Consider the following 15,131-nt stretch of genomic DNA (forward strand, 5'->3'; position numbering starts at 1 on the left):
CGTTCGCGTGGTCTGGAGTTGTGACCACAGGTCTACTCCTCCCCCGCCCGTCACACAAGGCCTCGCGGACGGCCCCGAACAGGAGGACAATCCGTTAGCTGAGCCGCCCAGCGAGCACCGCGTCGCAGATCCGGCCGCCCTCCTGGGCGCCGGCCGCGACGGCCTCGGCGCAGTGGATCAGCCAGAGCCGCACCCCGTCCGTGCTCCCCGTCGCGTACGCCGACAGCGCACCGAGGTAGTCCACGGCTCCCTGCCTGCCGTGACCCCACTCCGGCACGGCCACACCTGTCGGGTCCACACCACCATCGATGAGGATTGCGCGTTCGAAAGCCCTTGCCACCACAGCGTTTCCGCGTACGAATGGGCGGGCGGTCGCGATCTCCGCGTGCGCGACGGCGGCGAGCACCAGGACGGGCGCACCCTGCGGGTCGGCCACCAGCGACGCCACCGCGCGCATCCGCTCGGCGGCGTGGCCGGCCTCGGGCGCCGGGCTCAACTCGACCAGTTCGCGGCTGTCCTGCCCTGCGACCCGTGGCCGCCCGACGTCGTCGGGATCGGCGACGCCGGCGGACGCGGCCACGTGCAGCCGGGCGAGCGCCCCGGCGGGCGACGACCGCACCTGGGAGCCCATCCGCTCGGTCTCCGCGGTCGCGAGCACGGAGGACCGCAGCCCCTGCTCCAGCGGACCGATCGGATCCGGCCACGCCACGGCCCCGCGCATGAGGTCACGCACCAGGTCGACGGCGAACTCCGCGCCGTCCAGCGCCGCGCTCGCCCGCGCGCCACGCACCCGCGACTCGGTGGCCGCCTCCGGGATCCGGCGGCGCAGGGCAGGGTGCCAGCGCAGCGCCGTACAGGTCTCCCGCGCGTCGTCGACGGCCGCGGACACCCCGGGCAGAGCGATGAGGGTGTCAAGAGGTCCGGCCACGTCGCACCAACCTAGGACAGGGCCCGCGGCGGACGTCGCCCGCCTGCGATGGGAATCGTCGCGCGCCGTATGGAGCGCGCCACGACTCCAACGACTAGATGGCTCCCCGCCACCGCATCGCGAACTCCAGCTCGTCCTCGGGGTTCTCACCGGCCAGGACGAACCCGTGCCGCTCGTAGAGCCCGATGGCGGGCGCGTTGTGCTTGCGCACCTGCAACGCGACGCGCACGTCGGGATGACGGTCGGTCACCCAGCGCAGCGCGTACTCGATCAGGGCGCCGCCCACCGCCCGTCCACGCGCGAACGGCGCGACCCACATCGAGATCAACTCGACCTGTCCGCTCCCGTCCGGCGCGGTGACGCTGACGACACCCGCCGGTACGTCGTCCAGGCGAGCGAGCGCGTGCAGCGGCATGTCCGTCAACCGCCCTCGCCAGCGCGACTCGTCGGCGTTCTTCCAGTCCGCGGAGGTCGACCCGAACGCCTCCGGCGCGTCCCGCAACGCCGCCAGTCGGATGTCGCGCCACACCCGCCAGTCGTCCGGTCCGAGCTCGACGACGTCGATCACGATGCCGGCTCCGTCACACCGAGGCGCTCGGCCACCGAGGGCGTGAAGCTGCCCTGCACCAGCACGGAGACCACGACCACGACGATGACGATCCCGTACAGCCGCTCGGCCTCCGGCGCGTGGCTGGACAGGATGAAGGTTCCGAGAAGGATCGGCACGGCACCCTTCAATCCGGCGAACATGACGAACGCCTGCTCGGCCCGGCCCAGCCCGGCGCGCGACAGGCAGAGCGCGACCGCGATCGGCCGCACCACGACGGCGAGCACGATGCCGATGACCACCCCGGGCAGCCAGACGTCCAGGTGCGCGAGCTCCGGCAGCTTCACCGTCAGTCCCAGCACCAGGAAGGCCACGACCTCCGCCAGGCTGGCCAACGCCGAGTGGAAGCGCACGATCTCGCGCTTGTGCGGCCCTTCGACGTCGCCCAGCAGGATGCCCGCGACGAACACCGCGAGAAATCCCGAGCCGTGCGCGACGGTGGCGACGCCGAACACGATGAAGGCGCACGCTGTCGTCCTCAAGGGGTAGAGGCTCTCGCTCGGCAGCGTCACCGATCGCAGGAACCACGCGAGCGCGTACGCCGAGACCGCCCCCACGAGGGCGCCGACCCCCATCTGCAGTGCGAACGCTCCCGCGATGTGCGCGAACGCTCCCGCGCCGACGCCGCCCGCCGCGATCAGACTCGCCATGAGCGCAATACCCACCGGGTCGTTCGCTCCGGATTCGCCCTCGAGGATCGTGCCGCTGCGACCGGATATCTCCCGCTGCCCGAGCACCGAGAAGACCACCGCGGGGTCGGTGGGCGAGATCGCGGTGGCCACGAGCAGCGCCAGGTACCAGCTGAGCCCGATCGCCACATGGATGAAGAGGCCGATCCCGGCGACGGTGAGGAACGTTCCGACCACGCCGACCACCGTGATCGGCGCCGCCGTCCTGCGGAACTTGGACCACCCCATGCCGATGCCGCCGTCGAACAGGATGCAGACGAGGGCCAGGGTGACCACCCGCTCGACGGTCTGCTCGGACGGCGCGTCCCAACTCGGGATCACCTGCACCCCGATCGCCGCCGCACTCAGCACGAGCAGGGGGGCGGGGATCTTGATGCGCGCGGTCAACCGGCCCGCCAGAAGGGCCAACAGGATCACCAGAGCTGCGAGAAGGACGAGTCGGCCGAAGGGGATGGTGTCGGTCATGGGTCTCCCATTAGTAGGCACGGAAAAGACTGTGCCGACCAGACTTCCCGGCGCTCCGAGGGAAATCCTACTGGCGGGAGCACCGGGGTCGCCCCCTCCGCAGATCGGGACGACCACGTGCGCGGGGGCGAGGTGTGGATAGTCTCTCCACAGACGTCATGGGTGAGAACCCGATCCGCACCGAAGGAGACACCCGATGGCTCAGAGCACCAAGGACGCCGGGACAACCCGTCTGAACGGCCGCGCAGCCGGCACCGAGCGCACCCTCGGCCAGTTGGTCGCCGACGCCCAGACCGACGTCAAGGACATCGTCAAGGGTGAGATCGCCCTGGCGAAGCTGGAGATCAAGGCGGACGTCGCCAAGGGCGGCAAGGGCGCAGGTCTGCTCGCCGGCGCCGGCCTCTTCGGTCTCTACGCCCTCGGATTTCTGCTCACCGCGGCCGCCTGGGCGCTGGCCCTCGTCGTGCCGACCTGGGCGGGATTCCTGATCATCGGGGGCGTGCTCCTGCTGATCACCATCGTGCTGGCACTGCTCGGCATCAGCGCCCTAAAAAAGATCAAGGGCAAGCCCGAGCGCACCATCGACACCAGCCAGAAGGCCATCGCCGCCGTCAAGCCCCCCAAGGCCTCGTAGGGCACACCCACCGGTCGCCCGCCGCCACTTCAGCGGCGGCGGTACCTCTCGGGCACGACGCGTTCGTCGCTCTCGTCCCACGGCAGCGTGTGGCCGGTGAGGGTGAGCAGCGCGTCCAGCACGATCGCGGTGAACCCCCAGATGTAGAGCCCGTCCACCTCGAACGCCGGGGCCGCGAACCGGCGTGCCGGCGCGATCGCGGTGAACCTGTTCGCCGGGTCCATCAGATCGGCGATCGGCACCCGCTCCACCCTCGCGACCTCCGCCTCCGCCGCGTGCACCGGCGACGGCGACTCCCACCAGGCCACCACCGGTGTCACGTGAAAGCCGGTGACGCTCAAGGGCAGTGCCGGCAGCGTGCCGAGCACCCGCACCCCCGCGCGGTCCAGTCCGATCTCCTCGTGCGCTTCGCGCAGCGCCGTCTCCTGCGGCGAGGCATCCTGCGGATCCACGCCGCCCCCGGGAAACGACACCTGACCGGCGTGCTGGCGCAACGTGTCGGCCCGCTGGGTCAGCACGATGTCCTCACCGCCGCCGTCGCGCGGACCGAACAGCATCAGCACCGCGGACCGGCGGCCCTCGCCGTCCTCGCCGACGGGGAAGGTCGGCATCCGGCCGGCGGCCTGCTCCTCGATGCCCGTCAACCAGGACGGCACCGGATGGATGTCAGTCACGCAGGCGCCATCTCGTACTTCAGCAGTTTGCGCGCCTTCTCCGGATCGGTCTCGCCGTCGCCGTACGACGGACACCACCGGGCGATCGGGCACACCCCGCAGGCAGGCTTCTTGGCGTGACACATCCGGCGCCCGTGGAAGATCAGGACGTTGCTGAGCATGGTCCAGTCCTTGCGGGGGAACAGCGCGCCGATCTCCTGCTCGACCTTGACCGGGTCGTCCAGCACGGTCCAGCCGAAGCGTCGTACGAGCCGCCCGAAGTGGGTGTCCACGGTGAGACCCGGGATGCCGAAAGCGTTGCCCAGCACCACGTTCGCGGTCTTTCGGCCCACGCCCGGCAGTGTCACCAGGTCCTTCAGGCGGGGCGGCACCTCGCCGTCGTACCGCTCGACCAGCGTCTGGCCCAGGGTCATCACGGCGTTGGTCTTGGCCCGGAAGAAACCGGTCGGTCTGAGGAGCTGTTCCAGCTGTTCGCGGTCCGCTCCGGCGTACGCCGCGGCGTCCGGATAGCGCGCGAAGAGGGTCGGCGTGACCTTGTTGACGCCGACATCGGTGGTCTGTGCGGACAGGATCGTCGCGACCAGCAACTCCAGCGGCGTGCTGAAGTCCAGCTCGCACCGGGCGTAGGGGTAGGTGTCGTGCAGGACGCGGTACATCTTGCGAGCGCGGCGCGTGCGCGACACGGCGCTCTCGGCGGTGACATCGAGACGTTTCACCCGACCGAGACTAAGGGGGTCCGGACGACGCGCCGACGCGATGGTGACGTGGCACACTAACCCCGTGGAAACCGAGGCCGTACGCAAGGCGCCATTGTTCGCCGCACTCGACGACAGCGCTGCTGAGGCTCTCCTCGAGTCGATGTCGCGCACCAAGGTCGCTCGCGGACGAGAGCTGTTCAAAGAGGGCGACCAGGGCGACACGCTCTATGTCATCACCGCCGGCAAGGTGAAGCTCGGCCGCCGTTCGATGGACGGCCGGGAGAACCTCCTCGCGATCCTCGGCATGGGCGAGATGCTCGGCGAACTCAGCCTTTTCGACCCCGGCGCCCGCACGGCGACCGCAACGGCCGTCGCCGACACCGAGCTGGCCGGCCTCGCCCACGCGGACATGACCGAGTTTCTCAAGGACCGGCCCGAGGTCGCGATGACCATGCTCGGCGCCTTGGCTCGCCGGCTTCGCCGCACCAACGAGGCGCTCGGCGACCTGGTCTTCTCCGACGTGCCCGGTCGTGTCGCGAAGGCGCTGCTCGACCTGTCGTCCCGGTTCGGTCAGCCGGCCGAGGACGGGGTGCTCGTCGCGCACGACCTGACCCAGGAGGAGCTCGCCCAGCTGGTCGGCGCCTCCCGCGAGACGGTCAACAAGGCCCTGGCCGACTTCAGCTCCCGCGGCTGGATCAAGCTGGAGGCGCGGGCCGTCACGCTGATCGACGTCGAACGCCTGCAGCACCGCGCGCGCTGACCCACTGACGCGCCGGCGTCAGCCTCTCGCGGCCAGATAGTCCAGCTGCGCCTGCACGGTCTTGTGCGCCGCGGGCCACACCTCGCGCGGCACGTCCGCGTAGACCTGCTCCACGACGGCCTGCGCGACGTCGTCCGCATCACCGGCTCCGGCCGCCAGCGCTGCCCGCACCTGATCCAGCCGCTGCAGCCGGTGCCGGGCGTACTGCGCGATGACCGCCGCGGCGTCGGCGTGCGTCGGCCCGTGGCCGGGACCGAGCGTCACACCCCCGGCGACGCCGGCGAGCCGGTCGAGCGAGGCGAGGTACGCCGCGAGCTCCCCGTCGGGGTGCGCGACCACGCTCGTCCCGCGGCCGAGCACCGTGTCGCCGGTCAGCAGCAACTGCTGGTCGGGCACCAGGAACGACACCGAGTCCTTCGTGTGCCCAGGCGTGAGCAGCACCTGGATGCGCAGATCCCCCACCGTGATCCACTCATCATCAGTGAACGCGCGCCCGTGCCCGGCGCCGCGCACCGGCGCCCCGGTCAGCTCCGCCCAGCGGTCCGCGGACTCCGCGTGATCGAAGTGACCGTGGGTGAGCAGGGTGAGCGCCACCCGCGCCCCGGCGGCCCGGACGACCTCGAGGACCGCCTGCAGATGCCCCTCCTCCAGAGGCCCCGGATCGACCACCACGGCCTCGTCGCCACCCGGCGTGTGCAGCACCCAGGTGTTGGTTCCGTCCAGTGTCATCGGGCCCGGGTTGGGGCAGAGAATCACTTCTGCCCCGTGCGTAACAGCACCACCACGCCATATCGTGTCTGCCATTGGTACATCTTGACGGAGAACTGGAGAACTCCTGGGCTACGCCGCACCCGTTGTTCACCTGTGTCGGTGACGCTCGCCTCTCCCCCGATGAACGGACCCCCCACCATGAAGAACGTGCTGCGTGCCCTGTGTGGCACCTCCATCGTGACGCTCGGGATGGCGGCTGCCATGCCGATGGCGCAGGCCCACGCCAAGCCCGCGCTCCCGACACCCACCGCTGCGGCGCGCGCCGCGGGAATCACCACCGCCGGCGGTGCCTACCCCGGCTGGGAGTCCAAGAAGGCATCCTCCACCCGGCAGGCCTCGCAGCAGATGGCCCCGATGTACACCAGCGGCAACGCCTACGGGGTGGACGTCTCCGCGTACCAGGGCTCGGTGGCCTGGGGGACGCTGCGGGCCGAGGGCTTCCAGTTCGCCTACGTCAAAGCGACCGAGGGCACCAACTACACCAGCTCCCGGTTCGGGTCGCAGTACTCCGGTTCCTACTCCTCGGGGATGATCCGTGGCGCCTACCACTTCGCGCTGCCCAACCAGTCGAGCGGCAGTTACCAGGCCGACTACTTCATCGCACACGGCGGCGGCTGGTCCCGGGACGGCCGCACCCTGCCGGGCGCGCTCGACATCGAGTACAACCCGTACGGCTCGTCCTGCTACGGCTACGGCTGGTCCGGGATGACGTCCTGGATCAAGTCGTTCGTGAATCGCTACCACTACCGCACCGGCCGTTACCCCGTCGTCTACACGACGTACGACTGGTGGGCGACCTGCACCGGCAACACCTCGGCGCTTGCCGGGCTGACGCCGTTCTGGATCGCTCAGTACAGCCACGTGCCGACGCAGCTCCCGGCCGGCACGAAGTCCTCCTACATCTGGCAGTACAGCCAGAGCGGTGGCCTGGACAAGAACCGGTTCAACGGCACCATCGCCGGTCTGCGGTCGCTCGCCCTGCGCTGAAGCTCAGCGGATCGGCAGTCGCGCCCGCAGCACTACGCGCGCCCCGTCGTACTCGGCCACGGGCATCACGGGTACGACGGGCGGCGTGGAGGCGATGACGTCCTCCGGACCGCTCGCCTGATCGAGGCGTTCGAGGTTGGTGACGGTGGGCGCCAGCATCGATGCCTCGCCGGATGCGACGTCGGCGATCAGATCAGCGGGTGCGACCCAGCGCGAGATGTCCGCCTCGCTGGTCTGGTCGTCGGCGCGCTGACCTTCGGGCAGGAGCGCGGCGAAGAAGTAGGTGTCGTAGCGCCGCTTCTCGAACTCCGGTGTCAGCCAATGGTCCTGGAACGACAGCAGATCCGAGCGCAGCACCAGCCCCTCATGGGACAGCAGCTGCGACATGGACAGCTCCTTGGCGAGCAGCGCCGCCCGGTGCCCCTGCCAGGTCGGGCCGGTCACGTCGGCCAGCACCTCGTCGGCAGCGCGCCCGGCGAGTAGGACGCCGCATTCCTCGAAGACCTCGCGGACGGCGGCGCACACCAGCTCGACCGCCTCCTCGCGCGGCACTCCGAGACGCACCGCCCACTCCTGCGGGGTCGGACCCGCCCAGGGGACATCGACATCAGCGTCGCGTGGATCGACCCCGCCGCCGGGGAAGACCCACATCGAGGGCGCGAAGGCCATCGACGCGACCCGGCGCAGCATGAACACCTCCGGGCCGCCGTCGGACCGGCCGTGCCGCAGCACCATCACCGTCGAGGCGCGCCGCGGCGGCACGCCGGCCGGCGATCCGGCGTCCAGCCACAGACGGGCCGACTCCCCGACCGGCCCACCGGCCACGAAGACCTGCTCGCGGGTGGGGACCGCGGAACCGGTCACGCGCTCAGCCACGCACGACGACGGTGATCTCGACCTCGACGGGGGCATCGAGCGGCAGCACGGCCACCCCCACCGCGGATCGGGCGTGCACGCCGTCCTCGCCGAACGCCGCGCCGAGCAGCTCGCTCGCGCCGCTGACCACCGCGGGCTGCCCGGTGAAGGACGGGTCGCTGGCGACGAACCCGACGACCTTGACCACCCGCACGGTGTCGAGGTCGGGGACCAGCGACTTCACCGCGGCGATGGCGTTGAGCGCGCAGATGCGCGCCAGATCCGCCGCTTCCTGCGGACTGACCTGCGCGCCCACCTTGCCGGTGGTCACGAGCGACCCGTCGACCATCGGCAGCTGGCCCGAGGTCTGCACGGTGTCGGCGTACCGCACCGCCGGCGCGTACGCCGCCAGGGGCGCGACCACGTCGGGTACCCGCAGTCCCATGGCCGCGAGCCGGTCCTCGACCTGCGACATCAGACGGTCTTGGGCCGCTTCAGGTAGGCGACCAGGTTGCCGCCGTCCGGGCTCTGCAGCACCTGCACGAGCTCCCACCCGTCCTCGCCCCACTGATCCAGGATCTGCTTGGTCGCGTGCACGATCAGCGGAACGGTGGCGTACTCCCAGGTGGTCACGGGTTCTCCTCGTCGTCGTTCGGGTCTGGTCCGCTCGTGGAGCGGACGGATTCCATCGCAGTCTGGCAGGGCACGACCGGTCGGTGCGAACCCGACAGTGGGCTGCGTAGGCTTCCCAGCATGGCTTCCGTGCTGGACCGCGCCGCGGCGCCTCCCGACGAGACCACCGCGTACGGCGTCGAGCCGGACCAGGTCTACGACGTACGCCGACCGGCCGGGCCGGCCCGCGGGGTGACCGTGATCGTCGTGCACGGCGGATTCTGGCGACCTGCCACCGACCGTTCCCACACGGGCAGCGAGGCCGAGGCCTTCAGGCAGGACGGCTTCCACGTGGTGGTGCCGGAGTATCGGCGGGCGCCGCGCGGCGGGTGGCCGGACATGCGGGCCGACCTGCTGAGGGTGTTGGCCGCCGCGAGCGCACGCACCGATCTGCCGGATCCAGTCGTCCTGGTGGGGCATTCGGCCGGCGGGCACCTGGTCTCCTGGCTCGCGGCGCAGCCCGACGCGAGCGCCGTGATCGGCACAGTCGCTCTGGCGGGCTGCGTGGACCTGCACCTGGTGCACGAGCTCGGCCTGGGCGGGGGCGCCGCGGAGGCCCTGATGGGCAGCACGCCGCAGGAGGACCCCGCCGCGTGGGAGCAGGCGGATCCGGCCCGGCTCGGCGCGCCCGCGGCCCCGGTGGTCGCGATCCACGGCACGCGTGACGAGCAGGTGCCGCTGGAGATCTCGCGGAGCTACGCGGACGCCGTACCCGATGCTCGGCTGCGGGTGGTCGACGACGCCGACCACTTCGACGTCATCGACCCGCAGTCCGCGGCGTTCGCGATCGTTCGCGAGACCGTCGCCGACCTGGCCGCACTGGCCGACACCGGCGGGCGCGACCGGTGACCGCACAGCTGCACATCGTCTCGGGCAAGGGCGGCACCGGTAAGACGACGGTCGCCGCCGCCCTGGCGCTCGCCCTGGCGCACGACGGCCGGCGGGTCCTGCTGGTCGAGGTCGAGGGGCGCGGCGGCATCAGCCAGGTCTTCGACGTCGCACCGCTCGGCGACGAGGAGACCCACGTGGCGCGCGGACTGGAGGGCGGCGAGGTGCGCGGGCTCGCCATCGATCCGAAGGCCGCACTGCTCGAATACCTGCAGATGTTCTACAAGTTGGGCCGGGCCGGTGGCCTGCTGGAGAAGTTCGGTGCCATCGACTTCGCGACCACCATCGCGCCGGGCATGCGCGACGTCCTGGTCATCGGAAAGGTCTACGAGGTCGTACGCCGCGACGAGCACCACGCGCGGCGCGGTTTCCAGCAGTACGACGCCGTCGTCGTCGATGCTCCCCCGACCGGTCGGATCGGTAAGTTCCTCGCCGTCAACCGGGAGTTGTCGGGGCTGGCGAAGATGGGTCCGATCAAGAAGCAGGCCGACTCGATCATGCAGATGCTGACCTCCGGCCGCAGCCGGGTGCACCTGGTGGCGGTCGCCGAGGAGATGCCGGTGCAGGAGACGATCGACGCCACGGCCGAGCTGCGGGCCGAGGGGTTGCCGATGGGGTCGATCATCGTCAATCAGGAACGCGCGGCGCTGCTCGGCAAACGGTCCCGCGCTCTGCTGCAGGGCGCCGACTTCGACGTGGAGCCGCTGAGCGCCGACCTTGCCGCCGGCGGACTGCGGGTGGGGCCCACGCTCGTCGACGGGCTCGTGGAGTCCGGCCGCCGCCTGGACGAGCGGCTCTCCCTGGAGGAGCGCGAACGCGCGCGGCTCACCTCCCTCGACCTGCCGATCGTGCGGCTGCCCGCGCTGCTGGACGGCATGGATGCAGGCGGGCTGCGCCAGCTCGCCGCCGACCTGCACCGGCAGGGGGTGTGATGACGACTCCGAAGCTGGACGTCGACGACCTGATCGACGACCCCACGATTCGCACCGTGATCTGCTGCGGGTCCGGAGGCGTGGGCAAGACCACGACCGCGGCCGCCGTGGCGATCCGTGCCGCGGAGGCCGGCCGGTCGGTCGTCGTCCTCACCATCGATCCGGCGCGCCGTCTGGCGCAGGCGCTCGGCCTGGAGCATCTGGACAACGATCCGGCGCCCGTGCACACCATCGACGCCTCGGCCGGTGGGTCGCTCGACGCGATGATGCTGGACATGAAGCGGACCTTCGACGAGGTCGTGATGTCGCACTCCACGCCGGAGAAGGCCGCCGCGATCATGGCCAACCCGTTCTACGAGGCCGTGTCCAGCTCGTTCGCCGGCACCCAGGAGTACATGGCGATGGAGCGGCTGGGTCAGCTGCAGCAGGAGATGGTCGACGGCGACCGGCGGTGGGACCTGATCGTCGTGGACACCCCTCCCTCGCGGTCGGCCATGGACTTCCTGGACGCGCCCAAGAAGCTCGGCTCCTTCCTCGACGGGCGATTCATCCGGTTGATGACCGCACCCGCCAAGGTGGGCGGCCGGGCGTACCTGAAGGTCGTGTCGGTGGGGGTGAGCGGTGTCACCGGGGTGATGTCGAAGATCCTCGGCGCGCAGATGCTGAAGGACGCGCAGACGTTCATCGCGGCGCTGGACACCATGTTCGGCGGTTTCCGGGAGCGTGCCGAGGTGACGTACGCGGCGCTCAGCGATGCGAGCACGGCGTTCCTCGTCGTCGCGTCCCCCGAGCGGGACGCCCTGCGCGAGGCGTCGTTCTTCGTGGATCGCCTCGCGTCGGAGGGGATGCCACTGGCCGGGCTCGTGGTCAACCGGTTGCAGTCGATCACCATCCCGTCGCTGTCCGCGGCGCGGGCGACGGAGACGGCGCAGGCCATTCGGGACCTACCGGCCCGCGCCGAGGGATGGCGGCCGGCGGACACCGCGGCCCTGCTGCAGGTGCACGCTGAGGCTGCCGACCAGGCGGCACGACACCGTGCAGCGGTCGCGCGGTTCACAGCCGCTCACGAGGACATTCCCCAGGTCCACGTGCCGACATCCGGCAGCGACGTGAACGACGTCGACCAGCTCCGGGAAATCGGGGCGGCGCTCAGCAGTGGCTAGCCGGAGCCGTCCGGGCGCGGAGCGCGTCCTGCGTAGGTCAGGCGCCTTCGCGGGCGCGGGCCGCCTTGAAGAGTGCGGTCCAGGACTGCACGTCCGGTCGCCGGCGCAGCAGCGCACGGCGCTCACGCTCGGTCATACCGCCCCACACGCCGTACTCGGTGCGGTTGTCCAACGCGTCGGCCAGGCACTCGGCCACGACGGGACAGCCCTGACAGACCAGCTTGGCGCTCTGCTGAGCAGCGCCCCTGGCGAAGAGTTCGTCCGGAGCTCCCCCACGGCACGCGGCGCGAGCCGCCCAGCTCTGATCCCAGCCGGTCTGCTCCGGAGCCACTGCAGTCATCGAATGAATCCTTCCCCATCGTGTCGTGCTTTCCCCTAAGTTGTGTCAGAAGGGTAAGTAAATGGTAATTGATCCGGTAGGCCTACCGAGGACCATTTAAACGTAGCTCTTTATAACTATTTCAACCGTACCGACGATTGGGTAAGTTACAACGCCCTCGCGCACGGATCAGCGCGGCATCAAGGCCTCCCACAGTCGACCTGGTTACCCTCGTGCCCATGCGTGCCACCCGCCGGCTCGGCTCCGTGCTCTCCCTGCTCATCGCCCTGCTCGCCACCGCGATGGTGATGGGCCTGCTCGCCGCCGGCCTGCTGATCCCCGCCGTCGGCGGGGCCGGTCTCGCCACCAACAAGAGCATCGACCTCTTCAACGGTCTGCCGTCGACGTTCGCGATGAACCCGCTGGCGCAGCAGTCGCGGATCCTCGCGGCGGACGGGTCGACCATCGCCACGCCGTTCAACGAGAACCGCATCGTGGTGCCGCTGAACAAGGTCGCGCCGATCATGCAGAAGGCGCAGGTGGCGATCGAGGACGAGCGGTTCTTCCAGCACGGCGGCATCGACCCCAAGGGCCTGTTGCGCGCGCTCACCAGCAACGCGCAGGGTGGCGGAGTCCAGGGAGCGTCCACGCTGACCCAGCAGTACGTCAAGGTGTCGTTGCAGAACGAGGCGCTCAGCTCCGGCAACACCACGGCCGCGAGGAACGCCGTGGCGCGCGAGGGGCTGCAGGGCTACGTCCGCAAGCTGCAGGAGCTGAAGTACGCCACCGCGCTCGAGCAGAAGTACAGCAAGGACCAGATCCTGGATGGCTACCTGAATCTCGTCTACTACGGCGACCAGCAGTACGGCATCGAGGCCGCCGCGGAGCACTACTTCAGCGTGCCCGCCTCGAAGCTGAACCTGCCGCAGGCCGCCCTGCTCGCCGGCGTGGTCAACCAGCCGACCGCGTACGACCCGGTGAACAACCCCAACGACTCCAAGGCGCGGCGCAACATCGTGCTGCAGAAGATGTACCAGCAGAAGATCATCACCTTCAAGCAGTACTCCGACGCGTCGGTCTCCCCGATCTCGCTGAAGCTGAAGAACATCAGCGGCAACTGCGCATCCTCGAAGTACCCCTACTTCTGCAACTACGTCGAGAACTGGCTGAGCCAGCAACCCTCCCTCGGCAAGACCGTCAAGGCACGCCAGGCAGCGCTGGAGAGCGGCGGACTCACGATCAAGACGTCGTTCCAGCCCAAGATGGCCGCGATCCTCGACGCGAAGCTGCGCGCCCGGGTGCCCTCGAACAACAAGTACGGCATCAATGACGCCGCCGCGATGATCAAGCCGGGCACCGGGCAGATCATCGCGACCGGACAGAACACCTCGTACAGCACCACTGCCGGCCTCGGGAAGTCGGGCATCAACCTCGCCAACAGCGGCTTCACCTTCGGATCCTCGACGAAGTTCTTCCAGATCGTGACGGCGCTGGAGCGCAACGCGTCGCCCGACATGACCATCGACGTGGCGCCGCAGACTGCGAAGAATGCCGACAACGAGCTCGGCACCTCGTTCAGGTACGCGGACTTTCAGGGGCCGTGCTACCAGAACGCCAGGGGTTCGTTCGTCATCGGTAACGACTTCGTGGTGCCGACCGGGAAGATGACGTATGCGCGCGCGACCGCCTGGTCGGTCAACACGGCGTTCACCAAGCTCACCGAAGACGTCGGCATGTGCAACGTCGTCGACACGATGGTCAAACTCGGCCTGAACCGCAAAGACCTGCAGATCACTCCCGCATCGGTCGTGCTGGGCGTGGGCCTGACCTCGCCCATCGGCTTGGCGAGCGCTTATGCCACGGCCGCCGCCGGCGGCATGTACTGCCCGCCGCGGCCGGTCGACTCCATGATCGACGGCAACGGCAAGAAGCTCGCCATCTCGGTCGGCAAGTGCAAGCGGGTGATGTCCCAGCAGGTCGCGGCCGAGACAACCCAGATCTTCCGGGCCGTGCTCAATCCGGACGACCACAAGGCCACCGGTTACAAGGCCGCGCTTGCGAACAACCGCCCGGCTGCCGGCAAGACCGGGACCGTGTCGGGAGCGAACAACATCTGGTTCGTCGGGTACACCCCGCAGCTCGCCACAGCGGTGTGGGTCGGCCATGGCTCGGGCAGCGACCGGCCGCTCCGCAACGTCCCGATCAACGGGCAGAAGATCGGGAGCGGCAACTACATCTTCGCCGGAGACCTCGCGGCCCCGATGTGGAAGGACATCATGGATGCCGCACTCAAGGGCCAGCCCATCAAGCAGTTCCCCACGGTGCCCGGCATGAACACGGGCACTGACACACCCAGCTCCGGCCCGTCGTCGCCCTCGTCCTCATCGACCTCGACCCAGATCTCCGTGCCGAACGTCGTGGGGCAGGACATCAACTCGGCGATCGCCACGCTGCAGGCCGCCGGTTTCCATGTCCAGGTCGGTCCCAACCGTCCCGGTCCGCAGCCGCGGGGTCAGATCACCGCCATGTCCGCATCCGGCGGCTCGGCCAGCCAGGGCACGACGATCTTCATCTACCCCAGCTCGGGCTGAGCCTCAGCTCGCGCTGAGCGCCTGGCGCACCGCGGCGGCGACCTTGCTGCCGTCCGCACGGCCGGCTATCTGCGGCTGCAGGACCTTCATGACCTGGCCCATGCCGGACATCCCGGACGCGCCGGTCGATGAGATCGCTTGCTGGATCATCGTGGTCAGGTCCTCATCGCTGAGCTGGGCCGGGAGGTAGTGCTCCAGGACGGCCAGCTCGGCGCGCTCGGCGTCGGCCAGCTCGGGCCGCCCGGCATCGTCGTACGCCGTCGCCGCCTCGCGCCGCTTCTTGGCCTCCTTGGTCACGCAGGCCAGCACCTCGTCGTCGGTCAGCTCGTGCTTGGTGTCGCCGCTGACCTCGGAGTTGCGCACTGCCGCCAGCGCCATCCGCAGGGTCTGGGTGCGCACGGTGTCCTTGGCGCGCATCGCCGCGGTGAGGTCGGTCTGCAGGGTGTCCTTGAGGCTCATGCGGGGCAGTCTTTCACTCACCCTCGCGTGTGAGGATGT

18 protein-coding genes are annotated in these 15,131 nt (G+C 69.8%); 7 read left to right on the forward strand and 11 right to left on the reverse strand.

Features of this window, described 5'->3' with window-relative positions; all coding sequences use genetic code 11:
• Positions 1-94: 94 nt before the first annotated feature.
• From JOB34_RS04800 to JOB34_RS04810, 3 genes are all read right to left on the reverse strand, one after another.
• The gene (locus JOB34_RS04800) at positions 95-928 is read right to left on the reverse strand and encodes a Fic family protein (RefSeq protein WP_347813722.1); all 834 of its coding nucleotides are present in this window, start codon (positions 926-928) and stop codon (positions 95-97) included.
• A 94-nt stretch (positions 929-1,022) separates the two neighbouring features.
• Positions 1,023-1,496, reverse strand: a complete 474-nt coding sequence (locus tag JOB34_RS04805) for a GNAT family N-acetyltransferase (protein WP_208051628.1) — start codon at positions 1,494-1,496, stop codon at positions 1,023-1,025.
• Positions 1,493-2,689: a cation:proton antiporter gene (locus JOB34_RS04810; protein ID WP_208051629.1), complete on the reverse strand. Its 1,197-nt coding sequence runs from the start codon at positions 2,687-2,689 to the stop codon at positions 1,493-1,495. The genes JOB34_RS04805 and JOB34_RS04810 overlap by 4 nt, the downstream gene beginning before the upstream one ends.
• Positions 2,690-2,885: 196 nt before the next feature.
• Here JOB34_RS04810 and JOB34_RS04815 point away from each other — a divergent pair, with 196 nt between their 5' ends.
• Positions 2,886-3,323: a phage holin family protein gene (locus JOB34_RS04815; RefSeq protein ID WP_208051630.1), complete on the forward strand. Its 438-nt coding sequence runs from the start codon at positions 2,886-2,888 to the stop codon at positions 3,321-3,323.
• A gap of 29 nt (positions 3,324-3,352) precedes the next feature.
• Here the strand turns inward: JOB34_RS04815 and JOB34_RS04820 are convergent, their stop codons facing one another.
• Complete coding sequence (locus JOB34_RS04820; protein WP_347813723.1) at positions 3,353-3,997, reverse strand: CoA pyrophosphatase; 645 nt, start codon at positions 3,995-3,997, stop codon at positions 3,353-3,355.
• Positions 3,994-4,653, reverse strand: coding sequence for an endonuclease III (nth, locus tag JOB34_RS04825; RefSeq protein WP_208051712.1), 660 nt, complete (start codon positions 4,651-4,653; stop codon positions 3,994-3,996). The genes JOB34_RS04820 and nth overlap by 4 nt, the downstream gene beginning before the upstream one ends.
• A 124-nt stretch (positions 4,654-4,777) precedes the next feature.
• On the opposite strand from nth, the gene JOB34_RS04830 reads away from it, so the two are divergent.
• Entirely contained in the window at positions 4,778-5,455 is a 678-nt protein-coding gene (locus tag JOB34_RS04830) for a Crp/Fnr family transcriptional regulator (RefSeq protein ID WP_208051631.1), read from the forward strand.
• Between the two features lie 18 nt (positions 5,456-5,473).
• Here the strand turns inward: JOB34_RS04830 and JOB34_RS04835 are convergent, their stop codons facing one another.
• Positions 5,474-6,184 carry an MBL fold metallo-hydrolase gene (locus tag JOB34_RS04835; protein ID WP_243757611.1) on the reverse strand — a complete coding sequence of 237 codons (711 nt, stop codon included), beginning with the start codon at positions 6,182-6,184 and terminating at the stop codon, positions 5,474-5,476.
• 162 nt (positions 6,185-6,346) lie between these two features.
• Between JOB34_RS04835 and JOB34_RS04840 the strand changes: the two genes are divergently transcribed.
• Positions 6,347-7,213 (forward strand): GH25 family lysozyme, encoded by an 867-nt coding sequence (locus JOB34_RS04840; protein ID WP_208051633.1) that lies wholly within the window; start codon positions 6,347-6,349, stop codon positions 7,211-7,213.
• 3 nt (positions 7,214-7,216) lie between these two features.
• Here JOB34_RS04840 and JOB34_RS04845 read toward each other — a convergent pair whose 3' ends face one another.
• The 3 genes from JOB34_RS04845 to JOB34_RS04855 are packed head-to-tail and all read right to left on the reverse strand — an operon-like array spanning position 7,217 to position 8,701.
• Positions 7,217-8,089 carry an NUDIX hydrolase gene (locus JOB34_RS04845; RefSeq protein WP_347813724.1) on the reverse strand — a complete coding sequence of 291 codons (873 nt, stop codon included), beginning with the start codon at positions 8,087-8,089 and terminating at the stop codon, positions 7,217-7,219.
• Positions 8,082-8,543, reverse strand: coding sequence for a RidA family protein (locus JOB34_RS04850; protein ID WP_208051635.1), 462 nt, complete (start codon positions 8,541-8,543; stop codon positions 8,082-8,084). Before JOB34_RS04850 ends, JOB34_RS04845 begins: the two co-directional genes overlap by 8 nt.
• Positions 8,543-8,701 (reverse strand): DUF4177 domain-containing protein, encoded by a 159-nt coding sequence (locus tag JOB34_RS04855; protein WP_208051636.1) that lies wholly within the window; start codon positions 8,699-8,701, stop codon positions 8,543-8,545. Before JOB34_RS04855 ends, JOB34_RS04850 begins: the two co-directional genes overlap by 1 nt.
• A gap of 120 nt (positions 8,702-8,821) precedes the next feature.
• Between JOB34_RS04855 and JOB34_RS04860 the strand changes: the two genes are divergently transcribed.
• From JOB34_RS04860 to JOB34_RS04870, 3 genes are read left to right on the forward strand one after another with little or no spacing between them, the layout of a single operon-like run.
• The gene (locus JOB34_RS04860; protein WP_208051637.1) at positions 8,822-9,589 is read left to right on the forward strand and encodes an alpha/beta hydrolase; all 768 of its coding nucleotides are present in this window, start codon (positions 8,822-8,824) and stop codon (positions 9,587-9,589) included.
• Positions 9,586-10,560, forward strand: coding sequence for an ArsA-related P-loop ATPase (locus JOB34_RS04865; RefSeq protein ID WP_208051638.1), 975 nt, complete (start codon positions 9,586-9,588; stop codon positions 10,558-10,560). The genes JOB34_RS04860 and JOB34_RS04865 overlap by 4 nt, the downstream gene beginning before the upstream one ends.
• Positions 10,560-11,723: an ArsA-related P-loop ATPase gene (locus JOB34_RS04870; RefSeq protein WP_208051639.1), complete on the forward strand. Its 1,164-nt coding sequence runs from the start codon at positions 10,560-10,562 to the stop codon at positions 11,721-11,723. The genes JOB34_RS04865 and JOB34_RS04870 overlap by 1 nt, the downstream gene beginning before the upstream one ends.
• A 37-nt stretch (positions 11,724-11,760) precedes the next feature.
• Here the strand turns inward: JOB34_RS04870 and JOB34_RS04875 are convergent, their stop codons facing one another.
• The gene (locus JOB34_RS04875) at positions 11,761-12,063 is read right to left on the reverse strand and encodes a WhiB family transcriptional regulator (protein ID WP_208051640.1); all 303 of its coding nucleotides are present in this window, start codon (positions 12,061-12,063) and stop codon (positions 11,761-11,763) included.
• 218 nt (positions 12,064-12,281) lie between these two features.
• Here JOB34_RS04875 and JOB34_RS04880 point away from each other — a divergent pair, with 218 nt between their 5' ends.
• Positions 12,282-14,633: a transglycosylase domain-containing protein gene (locus JOB34_RS04880; protein WP_208051641.1), complete on the forward strand. Its 2,352-nt coding sequence runs from the start codon at positions 12,282-12,284 to the stop codon at positions 14,631-14,633.
• Positions 14,634-14,636: 3 nt separating this feature from the next.
• On the opposite strand, the gene JOB34_RS04885 is transcribed toward JOB34_RS04880, so the two are convergent.
• Positions 14,637-15,092, reverse strand: coding sequence for a GatB/YqeY domain-containing protein (locus JOB34_RS04885; protein ID WP_208051642.1), 456 nt, complete (start codon positions 15,090-15,092; stop codon positions 14,637-14,639).
• Between the last annotated feature and the right edge of the window lie 39 nt (positions 15,093-15,131).

The sequence above is a fragment of the Allobranchiibius sp. GilTou38 genome (genome assembly GCF_017565325.1).
Lineage (GTDB): Bacteria > Actinomycetota > Actinomycetes > Actinomycetales > Dermatophilaceae > Allobranchiibius > Allobranchiibius huperziae.

Bases quoted from the DNA above. Each gene is read 5' to 3' on its own strand.
- JOB34_RS04815 (WP_208051630.1), top strand. From the start codon at position 2,886: ATGGCTCAGAGCACCAAGGACGCCGGGACAACCCGTCTGAACGGCCGC.
- JOB34_RS04810 (WP_208051629.1), bottom strand. From the start codon at position 2,689: ATGACCGACACCATCCCCTTCGGCCGACTCGTCCTTCTCGCAGCTCTG.
- JOB34_RS04875 (WP_208051640.1), bottom strand. From the start codon at position 12,063: ATGACTGCAGTGGCTCCGGAGCAGACCGGCTGGGATCAGAGCTGGGCG.
- JOB34_RS04880 (WP_208051641.1), top strand. From the start codon at position 12,282: ATGCGTGCCACCCGCCGGCTCGGCTCCGTGCTCTCCCTGCTCATCGCC.
- nth (WP_208051712.1), bottom strand. From the start codon at position 4,653: ATGTACCGCGTCCTGCACGACACCTACCCCTACGCCCGGTGCGAGCTG.
- JOB34_RS04835 (WP_243757611.1), bottom strand. From the start codon at position 6,184: ATGACACTGGACGGAACCAACACCTGGGTGCTGCACACGCCGGGTGGC.
- JOB34_RS04885 (WP_208051642.1), bottom strand. From the start codon at position 15,092: ATGAGCCTCAAGGACACCCTGCAGACCGACCTCACCGCGGCGATGCGC.
- JOB34_RS04850 (WP_208051635.1), bottom strand. From the start codon at position 8,543: ATGTCGCAGGTCGAGGACCGGCTCGCGGCCATGGGACTGCGGGTACCC.
- JOB34_RS04860 (WP_208051637.1), top strand. From the start codon at position 8,822: ATGGCTTCCGTGCTGGACCGCGCCGCGGCGCCTCCCGACGAGACCACC.
- JOB34_RS04870 (WP_208051639.1), top strand. From the start codon at position 10,560: ATGACGACTCCGAAGCTGGACGTCGACGACCTGATCGACGACCCCACG.
- JOB34_RS04840 (WP_208051633.1), top strand. From the start codon at position 6,347: ATGAACGGACCCCCCACCATGAAGAACGTGCTGCGTGCCCTGTGTGGC.